Origin of the sequence: Trichocoleus sp. FACHB-46 (genome assembly GCF_014695385.1) — a bacterium.
Taxonomy (GTDB): Bacteria; Cyanobacteriota; Cyanobacteriia; order FACHB-46; family FACHB-46; genus Trichocoleus.
In genome coordinates, this window is record NZ_JACJOD010000006.1 from 144,901 (window position 1) to 156,218 (window position 11,318).

General features: G+C 49.7%; 15 protein-coding genes. 6 read left to right on the forward strand and 9 right to left on the reverse strand.

What is annotated here, in order from left to right:
- Nucleotides 1–218: 218 nt before the first annotated feature.
- From ppk1 to crtH, 4 genes are all read right to left on the reverse strand, one after another.
- A complete protein-coding gene (gene ppk1, locus H6F72_RS00965) occupies nucleotides 219–2,378 on the reverse strand; it encodes a polyphosphate kinase 1 (protein WP_190431164.1) in 2,160 nt (719 codons plus the stop codon).
- A 66-nt stretch (nucleotides 2,379–2,444) separates the two neighbouring features.
- Nucleotides 2,445–2,651: a hypothetical protein gene (locus H6F72_RS00970; RefSeq protein ID WP_190431165.1), complete on the reverse strand. Its 207-nt coding sequence runs from the start codon at nucleotides 2,649–2,651 to the stop codon at nucleotides 2,445–2,447.
- A gap of 179 nt (nucleotides 2,652–2,830) precedes the next feature.
- Nucleotides 2,831–3,433 carry a superoxide dismutase gene (locus H6F72_RS00975; protein ID WP_190431166.1) on the reverse strand — a complete coding sequence of 201 codons (603 nt, stop codon included), beginning with the start codon at nucleotides 3,431–3,433 and terminating at the stop codon, nucleotides 2,831–2,833.
- Between the two features lie 204 nt (nucleotides 3,434–3,637).
- Nucleotides 3,638–5,185: a carotenoid isomerase gene (gene crtH / locus H6F72_RS00985; RefSeq protein ID WP_190431168.1), complete on the reverse strand. Its 1,548-nt coding sequence runs from the start codon at nucleotides 5,183–5,185 to the stop codon at nucleotides 3,638–3,640.
- Between the two features lie 38 nt (nucleotides 5,186–5,223).
- Here crtH and H6F72_RS00990 point away from each other — a divergent pair, with 38 nt between their 5' ends.
- From H6F72_RS00990 to H6F72_RS01005, 4 genes are all read left to right on the forward strand, one after another.
- Entirely contained in the window at nucleotides 5,224–5,361 is a 138-nt protein-coding gene (locus tag H6F72_RS00990) for a hypothetical protein (RefSeq protein ID WP_190431169.1), read from the forward strand.
- A 303-nt stretch (nucleotides 5,362–5,664) separates the two neighbouring features.
- Nucleotides 5,665–6,315: a uracil phosphoribosyltransferase gene (gene upp, locus H6F72_RS00995; protein ID WP_190431170.1), complete on the forward strand. Its 651-nt coding sequence runs from the start codon at nucleotides 5,665–5,667 to the stop codon at nucleotides 6,313–6,315.
- Between the two features lie 67 nt (nucleotides 6,316–6,382).
- Nucleotides 6,383–6,712, forward strand: coding sequence for a hypothetical protein (locus tag H6F72_RS01000; protein ID WP_190431171.1), 330 nt, complete (start codon nucleotides 6,383–6,385; stop codon nucleotides 6,710–6,712).
- 175 nt (nucleotides 6,713–6,887) lie between these two features.
- On the forward strand, nucleotides 6,888–7,172 hold the full coding sequence (locus H6F72_RS01005) for a YggT family protein (RefSeq protein ID WP_190431172.1): 285 nt from the start codon (nucleotides 6,888–6,890) through the stop codon (nucleotides 7,170–7,172).
- Between the two features lie 51 nt (nucleotides 7,173–7,223).
- On the opposite strand, the gene H6F72_RS01010 is transcribed toward H6F72_RS01005, so the two are convergent.
- The gene (locus H6F72_RS01010; protein WP_190431173.1) at nucleotides 7,224–7,658 is read right to left on the reverse strand and encodes a hypothetical protein; all 435 of its coding nucleotides are present in this window, start codon (nucleotides 7,656–7,658) and stop codon (nucleotides 7,224–7,226) included.
- Nucleotides 7,659–7,828: 170 nt separating this feature from the next.
- Entirely contained in the window at nucleotides 7,829–7,972 is a 144-nt protein-coding gene (locus tag H6F72_RS01015; protein ID WP_190431174.1) for a hypothetical protein, read from the reverse strand.
- A gap of 21 nt (nucleotides 7,973–7,993) precedes the next feature.
- Between H6F72_RS01015 and H6F72_RS01020 the strand changes: the two genes are divergently transcribed.
- Nucleotides 7,994–8,623: a hypothetical protein gene (locus H6F72_RS01020; RefSeq protein WP_190431175.1), complete on the forward strand. Its 630-nt coding sequence runs from the start codon at nucleotides 7,994–7,996 to the stop codon at nucleotides 8,621–8,623.
- Between the two features lie 90 nt (nucleotides 8,624–8,713).
- On the opposite strand, the gene H6F72_RS01025 is transcribed toward H6F72_RS01020, so the two are convergent.
- The 3 genes from H6F72_RS01025 to H6F72_RS01035 form a co-directional block, all read right to left on the reverse strand.
- Nucleotides 8,714–9,580 carry a shikimate dehydrogenase gene (locus H6F72_RS01025; RefSeq protein WP_190431176.1) on the reverse strand — a complete coding sequence of 289 codons (867 nt, stop codon included), beginning with the start codon at nucleotides 9,578–9,580 and terminating at the stop codon, nucleotides 8,714–8,716.
- A 10-nt stretch (nucleotides 9,581–9,590) separates the two neighbouring features.
- On the reverse strand, nucleotides 9,591–10,070 hold the full coding sequence (locus tag H6F72_RS01030) for a DUF4332 domain-containing protein (RefSeq protein WP_190431177.1): 480 nt from the start codon (nucleotides 10,068–10,070) through the stop codon (nucleotides 9,591–9,593).
- A 64-nt stretch (nucleotides 10,071–10,134) separates the two neighbouring features.
- The gene (locus H6F72_RS01035; RefSeq protein WP_190431178.1) at nucleotides 10,135–10,563 is read right to left on the reverse strand and encodes a hypothetical protein; all 429 of its coding nucleotides are present in this window, start codon (nucleotides 10,561–10,563) and stop codon (nucleotides 10,135–10,137) included.
- A gap of 113 nt (nucleotides 10,564–10,676) precedes the next feature.
- Between H6F72_RS01035 and H6F72_RS01040 the strand changes: the two genes are divergently transcribed.
- Entirely contained in the window at nucleotides 10,677–11,318 is a 642-nt protein-coding gene (locus H6F72_RS01040; protein WP_190431179.1) for a MarC family protein, read from the forward strand.

Below are 11,318 nucleotides of genomic sequence, written 5' to 3' on the forward strand. Positions count from 1 at the left end.
AGTCTAGTAGTAGGCACTACTGAAATCCCTCTACCGTTGGGGCGAATCGCAAGAAGGAATTTATGGCTAGCGGGTGACTGCCAAAATCACGGTGGTTTAGGTGGGATTTTATACCTTGAAAACTATTTTTGATGGTCTTGATAGTTATCTCATGTTTAGCAGCTTAAGCATTGAGTTATACAGGTAAGGTGACGTTCCTAAGCCGCTTCTTAAGTTGCTTAAGTTGTTGAGCTGGCTGCCATCTCCATGAGAATTTTTTGCGAGCTGAGTTCTGGACAGTCCGCTGCGGGGCGACGTTGAATGTAGCGGCCATTTGGTTGTAGTTCCCAGGCATGGCGGTTGTCGGAGAGCATGGTTCCCAAGATTTCTTGTAAGTCTTTTTTCAGGTCTGGGTCTTCAATGGATACGACTGCCTCTACACGGCGGTCTAGGTTGCGTGGCATCCAGTCGGCACTGCCAATAAAGACTTCATCCTCCCCTCCGTTGTGGAAGTAAAAGATACGGGAGTGCTCTAGGAAACGGCCTACGATACTAACAACACGGATGTTGTCGCTGACACCTTTGATGCCAGGTCTGAGGCAACAGATGCCACGAATGATGAGGTCAATTTGGACCCCTGCTTGAGAAGCTTCGTATAAAGCCACCATAATTCGCTTGTCTACCAAAGCGTTCATTTTGGCGACGATGCGACTAGGCAAGCCGTTTTTGCAGTTTTCAATTTCTCGGTAGATCAAGCTCAACATGCGATCGCGCAAGTTAACTGGAGCGACTAACAACTTGCGATAGGACTGTTGGCGGGAATAGCCCGTTAGATAATTGAACAGATCGGTTAAATCAGCCCCCAACTCATCACGACAGCTCAACAAACCAATATCGGTATAGATCCGCGCTGTTTTGGGGTTGTAATTTCCGGTGCCAATGTGGACGTAGCGACGAATGCGGTTCTCTTCCCGGCGCACTACCAAGGCAATTTTGGTATGGGTCTTCAGTCCTACTAGGCCATAAACCACATGCACGCCCACTTTTTCCAGCTTGCGGGCCCAGTTGATATTGTTTTCTTCGTCAAAGCGAGCTTTGAGTTCTACTAAAACAGCTACTTGCTTGCCATTCTCAGCAGCAGCAATCAGGGCGTTGAGAATGGGCGAGTCGCCAGAGGTGCGGTAGAGCGTCATTTTGATCGCTAGCACGTCTGGATCATGGGCGGCATGGGTAATGAAGCGCTGCACCGTCCCCGAAAACGATTGGTACGGGTGATGCACCATCAAGTCTTGCTTCCGAATCAAGCTGAAGAAATCTTCCCCATCTTCTCCTTCTGGGCCATTGCGATCGCTCGTAGGTTGACTCAAGCGCCGCAAACGAGCTGGGACAACGGGAGACCAAGGAGCATCTTTAAGATCTGGCCGTGGCAAGGCCAAAAAGGACATCAGATCGCTCAGTCCCAGCATGCCTTCCACTTCGTAGACATCGCTTTCCTCGAGCGACATCTCCTGAATCAACATTTCTCGTACTGCTGGGGGAGTGGAAGATTGAATCTCCAAACGCACCACGGAACCGCCAAACCGCCGCTTCCGTAACTCCTGCTCGATCGCAAGCATCAAATCATCGGCTTCATCTTCTTCCAGTTCGAGGTCGGCATTGCGGGTAATCCGGAAGGGATAGTACTCTTGGATGTTCATGCCTGGAAACAAAGACTCCAGGTTATGAGCCACCACTTGCTCCAGCGGCACTCCTGTCCAAGCTCCGCCTTGGCCCTTGTGCTGTAGCTGTAAGTTTTCCGGTAACTGCAAGAAGCGGGGTAGCACTTTAGGAACTTTGACGCGGGCGAAAAATTCTTCCTCCGTCTCTGGATCTTGAATCACCACCGCCAAGTTGAGGCTGAGATTGGAAATGTAGGGGAAGGGATGGCTCGGATCAACCGCCAGAGGCGTGAGCACTGGAAAAATCTGCTCTTCAAAGTAGCGCTGCAAATAAACCCGCTGCTCTTGGTTTAAGTCCATGTAGTCGAGCAGATAAATGCCTTGGTTGGCGAGTTGGGGCCGCAAGGCTTGCTCAAAATGCCGATGCTGCTTGATCACCATAGGTCGCAGGCGATCGCAGATGGCATCGAGTTGCTCTTGAGGATTGCGCCCCTCTGAGGTGAGCTGGCTGACCTTCGCTTCTACCTGCTGCTTCAGGGCCGATACCCGCACCATAAAGTACTCATCCAAGTTAGAGCTAAAAATGCCCATAAACTTGAGGCGCTCTATCAAAGGAGTACGAGGGTCAAAGGCTTCATGCAAGACCCGGTTATTAAACTCCAGCCAGCTCATCTCGCGGCTGAAATAATACTGGGAGTCAGTGAGGCTGGGCTCAGCAATGATCTTTTTAGTTTTCGGCATGGTTCTGAGGCAATCACGGCAGCGTTATCTGGACAGCAGGAGTAGCAGCGTCACAAGCCAGCTCGCTTAAAACACTTGGTCTTCCATCCCTATCCACCATTCTCCTAAATTCATTAGAGATTGGTGGATGTCAGCTAGCTCATTAGCATATTCATCTGCGGGTATGCTGTCTCGCCGCTCTTGCAGTTTTTGCAAGCGTAATTGCAGCAGTAGCCAAGGCTTGGCCATACCATTGGTGGCCTCAATATACTGAGCGATCTCGTTGCTATTCATTGCTAAATTTATAATTAATTTTCTTAAGCTATTTCATTGTAAGGATTGATGCTGCTGAAACACGGCCAAACAGAAAACAGCCACGAAATAAAACGTGACTGTTTGAGTGTGGTTGCAGGTGATTTAGCTCAGCTCAGGACTGAGAAAACTGTCAACTGCTGCGATTGAGAGCAAGTGGTTTAAGCCGCTGCTGCCAAGTTTTGAGAAACGAAGTCCCAGTTCACGACATTCTCTAAGAAGGCTTGAATGAAGTCAGGACGACGGTTTTGGTAGTCGAGGTAGTAGGCGTGCTCCCAAACATCCAAGGTTAAGAGGGGAGTTTGGCCGTGAGCGAGCGGGTTTTCAGCATTGGGGGTCTTGGTGACCTTGAGGGTGCCGTTATCAAGCGCCAACCAAGCCCAACCGCTACCAAACTGAGTTGTGGCTGCGTTCTTGAACTCTTCAACGAACTTATCGAAGCTGCCAAAGTCAGCATTGATTTTGTCCGATAGAGCACCGCTGGGAGAACCACCACCGCTGGGCTTCAGGCTGTGCCAAAAGAAGGTGTGGTTCCAGACTTGAGCCGCGTTGTTAAATACACCGACTTTATCTGGGTTTTTGAAGGTGGCCTGGATCACTTCTTCGAGAGATTTATCCGCCAACTCAGTGTCTTGGGTGAACTTGTTCAGGTTAGCCACGTAACCTGCGTGGTGCTTGTCGTGGTGGAACTCTAGGGTGCGTGCTGAGATATAAGGTTCTAGCGCGTTGTAGTCGTAAGGTAAAGGGGGAAGTTCAAAGGCCATGTGTTCAATCCTCTCCGAATGGCTGGTGGAGCGATCGCGGGTAGCAAGCCCAGTTCAATCGGCGATCGCTTCTGTCCAATGCTGCATGACAGCACTGGTAGAGACAGCAATTTACGATAGGATTTTATATCAAAAGTCCGGTGAGAGCTAGAGCAAACCTGGAATCCTAATCATTTAGCCTATTTCAAAGCTTTATTCAGGGCGTTAAAGTTTTAAGTCGACGGCAATTCGATGGGCACAGGCAAAGCCAGAGAAAGCGACCGCATTGAGTCCTTGCCCCGGAAAAGTGCTGTCTCCCGCGCAGTACAGCCCTGGCACCGTAGTACGATTGAAGGGCATACCCAACAGTCCCAACAATTTGCGCTTAGGGATAGGGCCATAGGTGCCGTCTTGCCGCCCTAGGAAGCGACGATGAGTCCGAGGGGTGCCCACTTCTTGATAGTCCAGTGCTTGCTCTAACCCAGGAAAAATCTTCTCTAATCTTTGTATTAAAGTTGCTGCGGCTGCTTCTTTTTTTTCTTCGTAGTCACTGGGGGATAATCCTTGCCATTCCTCCAGGTAACTAGGGGTAAAGGTATGGATGATGTGATGACCTGGCGGCGCTAAGTCAGGGTCGAGCAAAGTTGGGATCGAGACAAAAATCGTACTTTGAGACTGCTCCATCCGCTGCCAGTCTTCCAATAGAATGTGATGGCATTCCGTACCAGTCGGCAAGGCTTCGGCTTTCACGCCTAAATGCAAGCTAAGGAAACTGGGAGATTTTTGATAGCGTTGTTGCCACTTCTTCTCAGCAATGGGCATTTTATCGGTCGGCAGCAAATGCTCGAATGTATCCCAGCGGGTGGCATTAGAGACGATTCGCTTGGCTCGATAAACCTTGCCAGAAGCGAGTTCTACTCCGACTGCTCGGCCATTCTCCATCAAGATCTGCTTGACTCTGGCTTTATACTGAATCTGACTTCCCGCTTTCTCTAAACCTTCGACCAATTTTTGAGCAATTTGACCGACACCGCCTTTGGGGTAGTTGATGCCGCCATAGTGGCGATCGCTAAACACCATCCCCGCATTGATCATCGGAGTTTTATCAGCCGGAACCACAGACCAGCAGTAGCACTCCATGTCGATAAATTTCAGCAGTGCCGGATCTTTGATGTAGCGGCGGGCAATATCTCCGACATTTTGAGGCAAATACTGGACCAATCCCAAACAAGCCAAGGGATGCTGAAAAAACACGCGCATCAAATAGCGAGGTTCTTCCAACGACAGCAAATCCATCGCATTGAGACAGTTAAAGACTTTCCAGCATTCATCGTAAAACTGCCGAATGCCCTCGCGCTCGTGGGGAAACTTGGCAATCAGTTCTTGCAAGAACTTCTCATAGTCTCGGTGAACTTTTAGATCTAACCCGTCGGGTAGGTGGTAGTGAATTTGCACTGGATCTGGAATCGTTTCCAGACTCATATCCACCGCCTGCAAGGCTCGCGTCAGCAAATTTGTAGTGCCTTGCTGACCAAAGCCAAAAATCATCGAGGCTCCCACATCAAACCGATATCCAGCCCGCTCGAAATAGCCAGCGCTCCCCCCAGGAATCAAGTAACGCTCTAAGACTAACACTTGAGCTCCTTTAGCCGCGAGTTGGGTCGCTGTTACTAAACCGCCAATCCCAGAGCCAATGACGATGGCATCAAATTCTGTGGACTCAGCAAAGGCACTTTGACCAGAAGCAACGGGAGATGTATTGAAAGCAGGCATGACCCAAGGAGATTGCAGAACAGTGCAGGAAGCAGGTAATGAGGACTAAAACAACGAGTTGGCGATCGCACTCACCTTTGTCAGTCCACCCGCTCCTCTGTTCAGTGTATCTGAGTCTGTATATCTATACGGCGATCACCCTAATGGCAATCATGGCCGTGATCAGCAGTGATTAATCGGGGCGATCGCTAAATTGACAACGAAAATATAACCAAAAAAGAGGGGACCAGTCTGCTGCCGCTAACCGATCCCACCTGCCGATCCTTAGAGAGGAGAACACTTGAAGTTAATATAATCTTATTGAAAATGATTGTCAATCACTAATGAAAATAAGTTGCAACAAGTATGATGAATTTCCAGTGGCGATTGCATCAGAATCCGATGAAGTGCCCTTAGTGGTTCGCATCTATGCAGAGGGGAAAGGAGTATCATAGTGAACGCTTGAGACCTAGCAATTTCTACCTCTTTAACTTCTGGCTATGGCTTTGCAACTGCGAGTTTATGTTCCGCCCCATCCTTTAATTAAGCACTGGCTCGCTGTAGCCCGTGACATTTCGACTCCCCCCGCCCTCTTTCGCAGTGCCATGACCGAGTTAGGGCGCTGGTTAACCTACGAAGCCATCCGGGACTGGTTGCCTACCGTAGAAACCACGGTGGAGACTCCTCTCAGTCCTTGTGCTGCCACGTTTGTAAATCCAGAAGTACCGGTTGTGGTAGTGCCGATTTTGCGGGCAGGTTTAGCACTATTAGATGGAGCGCAAGCTCTGTTGCCCTTGGCCTCAATTTATCATTTGGGTTTTGTGCGAGATGAAACTACCCTAGAAGCCAGTTGCTATCTCAACAAGTTGCCAGAAGTATTTCCACCCGAAACCCATGTCTTAATTAGTGAACCGATGTTGGCAACGGGTGGCACCATTATGTCAACAATGGCAGAATTGACCCGCCGAGGAATTGATCCAGCCTTCACCCGCATTATTTCTGTAGTGACGGCTCCTCCAGCTTTACAAAAGCTGAGCACGGCTTATCCCAGCTTGACGATCTACGCGGCTGCCATTGATGAAGGGACGAATAGCCACGGCTTCATTGTGCCAGGGCTAGGAGATGCGGGCGATCGCACCTTTGGCACTTAGGACTTCCCCTACTCCATGAATTCGTAGTAGTTACGCTAAGCTGAACACTAAAGCAGGACAGTACGAGATGAGCAATCGAGACGGTTTCACAGGCGGCTTTATCGCAGGAGCCCTCTTTGGCGGCATTGTGGGTGGCATTCTAGGCACCCTCCTGACTTCCAATCGCTTGCAAGAGTCGCTTCCCGGTGATGACGCTTTGAGCGGTAAAGGTAAAAAACGCAATCTCAAGCCTCCCACCGAGCAGAGCATTGAAGCGTCCCGTCGTGGCTTAGAAGACAAAATTGCCCAACTTAACGAAGCCATTGATGATGTGCGCGAGCAACTCAGCACCGTAAATGGCAGACCAGAAGAACGCGAAGTGGTGGGTTGGGAAGAGCAGGCCCAACGCGATCGCTAACCGAAGCGTGTCAAACCAAAAGTTTCAAATAGTTGTCCTGCCAACTCAAGCAACAAGCTGTAATACTTCCCAAGGTGTAACTTCTGCTTGACCAATCTCGAAGGCACTGATATTCGTTAAAGTAAATTCAAGCCTAGATTGCTTGTATCTCTTCTAGAAGGAAGCCAGATTATTTATGAATTCCTCAGTAGCGCTGCTGACTGATACCTTTGCTACTTTCCTGAATATCTATGTGGTTCTGTTGATTTTCCGGATTCTTTTAAGCTGGTTTCCTAACATTAGCTGGTCTGATCCACCGTTCTCCATCGTGAGCCAGTTAACGGATCCTTACCTCAACTTATTCCGCTCTTTTATTCCTCCCTTGGGTGGCATGGATTTTTCCCCCATTTTGGCTATTTTCCTGCTGCAATTTTTGGCTCAGATTTTCAGCAGCTTGCAGCAGGGTTCCTACGGGATCTAAACGTGGAATTTGAGTTAGCTGTCGTTAAAGCTAGTTGACTCAGTCGCTCAGCTAACGACGGACCATGCCAGTAAAACCTGCCGCTTTGAACTGCTTTAGCTTTAAAGGAGTAGGTTGGCTGGCTGGAACAGTAATTCTCAATTGAAAATCGCTGACACCCGGTGGCAACTCATCAATAGAGCCCAGGCGGGTACGATTTTGCATGACTAGATCATTATTGGCATCGTAAATGCGGCCAAAGATATCTGCATTAATCACGGGCTTGCCAGAATCGTTTTGAGCTTTGCCAGTCACCAGAAAGCAGTTGGCGGGCATCGCTGCACCGCCACTCGTGACAGTTCCCTCGGCTAGCTCCGCTGGACATTCGTGATAAGAAATGTCAAACAACTTAATTTGGGTGAGTGCGATCGCAGCAGGACTCACCAGCCAACTGCCTACCGAGAATAGGCAAGCAATCACAAGGACAGCAAAGGCCCGAAAGCGCATAAACTTCACTGTAATGACTCAATAACGACTAGGTGAGCTGATTGTAAAGCAGCCTAAACTCAGCTTAGCGTGAATTGGCTCTAAACCTTTTCAGTTCGCTGAGCCTGCTTCGCTGAGCCCTTCTGTAATAATAGAAATTTAATCTTCGCTGTAAAAAGTTAATATTTTTATTAATGATTGGTGCGAAGTTCAACTCCTAAAAGCTCATCAAAAACGCCGAAGATGACTCCCAAAATTTCGGCAATTTGATAGTAAAGCTGATTGATCAGCGCGGAGTGATGTAGAAATAGAGATTGGTTTTGAGGTTGGTTCATCCACTTTAGCTACCATCTGCCATGACCAAAGCTGAGATTGAAGCGGTCCTACAAGCAGCATTTAGCCGATGTGATGCCGTCAACTACCCGCTCAACGAGCAACAAAAGCAAATTCTGCTGGGCCTGGTAGTGGAATTAGAGCGTTTACAGCGCCAAAGTAACAATGGCGATGATCACAGTGAAGAGAATCCGCTGGATGAACTGACTGTTGAGCAACGAAGCCTTCTCCTAGAATTTGTCAAAGAGCAAGAGCAACAAAACCATCCCTGGAAAATTAAGCTACTCAACGATTGGCTACACAATCGCAACTCCGCCTCAATGCAATTTATTCGTGAATTGTACGGCCCGCAGTGGCTTAATCGAGTTCAACCTAGGCACGTTGCGGCCTACGCCGAGCTAGACAATCGCGAAACCTTAAAGGTCAAAGTGGGCGATCGCATTGAAGTTTGCAACAGCCTCTGGGAATGGGTTCAAGAATCAGGCCCCTGCGCCCCAGAATGGTTTCCTTGCACCGTCATTGGCATCGCTGAAAAAGACGACAACGGCCAAGCCTACACCAGTTGCTTGATTCGCTTCGACAGCGGCATGGAATACGAAATCCAAGGCATCTACCGCTGGAACCGCTACAACTGGCGCTGGCCTAATACATAAGTCAAATTTTTGGAGGGGGTCTGGGGGACGCAACCGTCCCTCAGCGGGGGTTTGGGGGCAATCGCCCCCAATGGCTCGGTTTTAGTTAACCTACAAGCCCAAATAATCCCGCAACGCTTGCCGCATCACCTCCACCGGAGCCGTCTGCCCCACCCAAATTTCCAGGGCCGCTGCTCCCTGCTGTACCAGCATCTCCAACCCATCGATCGCGATCGCTTCTTGCTGCTGCGCTTGTCGCAAAAACCGTGTGGGGCTCGGCGTATAGATCAAGTCATAAGCGATCGCACCTGCCGCAATCTTGGTCGCGATTGCGTCTTCTAATGGCGATGCTTGATCATGGGGATGCATGCCAATCGGCGTACTGTTCACAATCAAACCCGCATCAGGCAAAAGACTCGGCAACTCCTCCCAAGCATGAATCGTCAGCTCAACCGGAATCGGAGAAGTAACCCAACTTTGTTGAAACGCCGCTAACTTTTGGCGATCGCGCCCCACGACCTTCACCGCCGCGCAACCCAACTGAGCACACCCTGCTACGACTGCCCGCGCCGCACCACCATTGCCTAAAATCACCGCCGTTGTTTGGCTCCAATCGCGATCGTAGATTTTGAGGGGAGCCAGAAAACCAATCACATCTGTATTCGTGCCGCTCCAGCCTTGCTCTGTGCGCCAAACCGTGTTCACAGCCCCAATCGCCTGCGCCACATCCGACACCTGATTCAGTAAGGGAATAATGGCTTGTTTGTGCGGAATCGTAATACTGAATCCGCGTAGGTCAATGGCAGCAAATCCAGCGATCGCCGTGGCTAAATCTGATGGTGCGACGGGCAGAGCTACATAAACGTAATCCAAATCCAGCGCTGCGATCGCCGCATTGTGCATCACGGGTGAGAGCGAATGCTTGATCGGGTCTCCAATCACACCCAAAAGTTTAGTTGTGCCTGTTATTAACTTCATGCCCTGCTAGCTATTTAGATCCTGTTGTCAGAATAGAGCTAGCTGTGAGCGATCGCGCCTGTTGCATCCAGATCGCCACTGCTTCCACAGGAGGACACAAATCAGGTCGCTGCATCATGGCAACTTGCAGACGCATAATTTGGGGATGCAGCCGATGCAAGGGTGTTTGGGCGAGTTGAGCGCAAGAGGCAATCCCTGCATGTAGCAACAGCCCGCAATATTGACAGCCCACATTGGGAATTTTTGCCAGGTCAGCTAAAGCCACCCATTTGTTGACATGCTGAATATGGATTTGCAGTTGAGCCGCTAGGTGCTGTTTCTGAGTTGGTGTAGCAGCTTGCTGCAATAGCTGTTGAGTAGTGTGAATGCCGTGATCTTGTAATCGAGTCTGGTCTTCTTGGCTCAGACCTGGCAGTTGTTCAATGGGCCAGCTACAGGGCCTTAGGGGTTGAGGACGAGACCCAGAACGATGGCGATCGCGCGTACGCATAGTCGTGTCATTAGCAGAGAATCCTATTCTGGCGCATGTTGCCCGGATCTGCTGAGAGCAGCGTTCAGAAAAGCCACTGCCCGCCCCGGAAGCGCGATCGCGGAAACAGAATTCGCATCAAACTGTGAGCCGCTAGATAAATCGCGAGCCAAATTGAGCTGTAGTGCCACAAAAAACCGGACATGGATAAGTTGCGATCAATGCCAAATAAACCCACTGTTTTTAGTAACAACACAATAAACACCGCTTCCCATAGCCCCGCTAACAGTTGCAAGGCTCCCGGCCAGTCGCGGTCCCAACGCAACTTTTGCAAGTAGGTGTATAAGGCATCCCACCCTAGCCCAAACAGCGCTGCATAGAGCAGCACCCAGAAAAACTGGGCACTCGCACCGGGGCCAATGTAGCCGAGCGCAAACGGCAGAGTCGCCAGGACACCGACTGTGGCGAAAAGAAATAACCGAGTTTGCCAGCGTCCAAATAAGGTAAGTGTCATGCTTTTACCCTCAACTTGAGGACCTCAGCCACTAGATTGATGAAAAACCAGTAGGTAAAGGATATTACAGAACTGTTAAATCTAATCTGCTATGGCTGAGCATATCGAGTTTCATGCAGCAACTTCTAGCTGAAGTCACCGCTACTTTTCTGGCTCTACTCCCCATTGCCAACCCCGTTGGGGCGGTACCTTTGTTCTATAGCTTAACCGCTTTAGATTCCAAAGCTTATCGTCAGGCGCAGGCTCGGAAAACCTCACTGAATGTGATTTGCGTCTTGATTATCTTTTTTCTAGCGGGCAGGCTGATTTTAGAATTTTTTGATCTTTCCTTAGGAGTCTTACGAATTGCGGGGGGCTTGCTAATCGCACACACGGCTTGGGAAATGGTGACTGTACGACCCAGGCTCACTCCCCCAGAACGAGAGGAAGTTGCAGAAAAAGAAGATATTTCCTTCACGCCAATGGCTGTGCCCATGTTGAGCGGTCCGGGTGCGATTGGTGTAGTGATGGGTTTGTCAGCGAGATCAAGCCATTTGCTGGACCATTTAGGCGCTCTGATCGGAATTCTGCTACTAGGTGGCATGATCTACTTTTGCCTTTCCGTAGGCGATCGCGTCATGGCTCGTTTAGGTAAGAGTGGCGTGGGCGCTTTCAACCGCGTTTTAGGATTTTTCATTTTGGCGATCGCCGTACAGTTCATTGCCGAAGGGACGATCGCCCTCCTCAAAGATTCGCTTCCGGAGCTATTCAACTAG

Excerpts from the sequence above, each read along its gene's own strand:
- ppk1 (WP_190431164.1), bottom strand. The coding sequence starts at position 2,378 with ATGCCGAAAACTAAAAAGATCATTGCTGAGCCCAGCCTCACTGACTCC.
- H6F72_RS00970 (WP_190431165.1), bottom strand. The coding sequence starts at position 2,651 with ATGAATAGCAACGAGATCGCTCAGTATATTGAGGCCACCAATGGTATG.
- H6F72_RS00975 (WP_190431166.1), bottom strand. The coding sequence starts at position 3,433 with ATGGCCTTTGAACTTCCCCCTTTACCTTACGACTACAACGCGCTAGAA.
- crtH (WP_190431168.1), bottom strand. The coding sequence starts at position 5,185 with ATGCCTGCTTTCAATACATCTCCCGTTGCTTCTGGTCAAAGTGCCTTT.
- H6F72_RS00990 (WP_190431169.1), top strand. The coding sequence starts at position 5,224 with ATGAGGACTAAAACAACGAGTTGGCGATCGCACTCACCTTTGTCAGTC.
- upp (WP_190431170.1), top strand. The coding sequence starts at position 5,665 with ATGGCTTTGCAACTGCGAGTTTATGTTCCGCCCCATCCTTTAATTAAG.
- H6F72_RS01000 (WP_190431171.1), top strand. The coding sequence starts at position 6,383 with ATGAGCAATCGAGACGGTTTCACAGGCGGCTTTATCGCAGGAGCCCTC.
- H6F72_RS01005 (WP_190431172.1), top strand. The coding sequence starts at position 6,888 with ATGAATTCCTCAGTAGCGCTGCTGACTGATACCTTTGCTACTTTCCTG.
- H6F72_RS01010 (WP_190431173.1), bottom strand. The coding sequence starts at position 7,658 with ATGCGCTTTCGGGCCTTTGCTGTCCTTGTGATTGCTTGCCTATTCTCG.
- H6F72_RS01015 (WP_190431174.1), bottom strand. The coding sequence starts at position 7,972 with ATGAACCAACCTCAAAACCAATCTCTATTTCTACATCACTCCGCGCTG.
- H6F72_RS01020 (WP_190431175.1), top strand. The coding sequence starts at position 7,994 with ATGACCAAAGCTGAGATTGAAGCGGTCCTACAAGCAGCATTTAGCCGA.
- H6F72_RS01025 (WP_190431176.1), bottom strand. The coding sequence starts at position 9,580 with ATGAAGTTAATAACAGGCACAACTAAACTTTTGGGTGTGATTGGAGAC.
- H6F72_RS01030 (WP_190431177.1), bottom strand. The coding sequence starts at position 10,070 with ATGCGTACGCGCGATCGCCATCGTTCTGGGTCTCGTCCTCAACCCCTA.
- H6F72_RS01035 (WP_190431178.1), bottom strand. The coding sequence starts at position 10,563 with ATGACACTTACCTTATTTGGACGCTGGCAAACTCGGTTATTTCTTTTC.
- H6F72_RS01040 (WP_190431179.1), top strand. The coding sequence starts at position 10,677 with ATGCAGCAACTTCTAGCTGAAGTCACCGCTACTTTTCTGGCTCTACTC.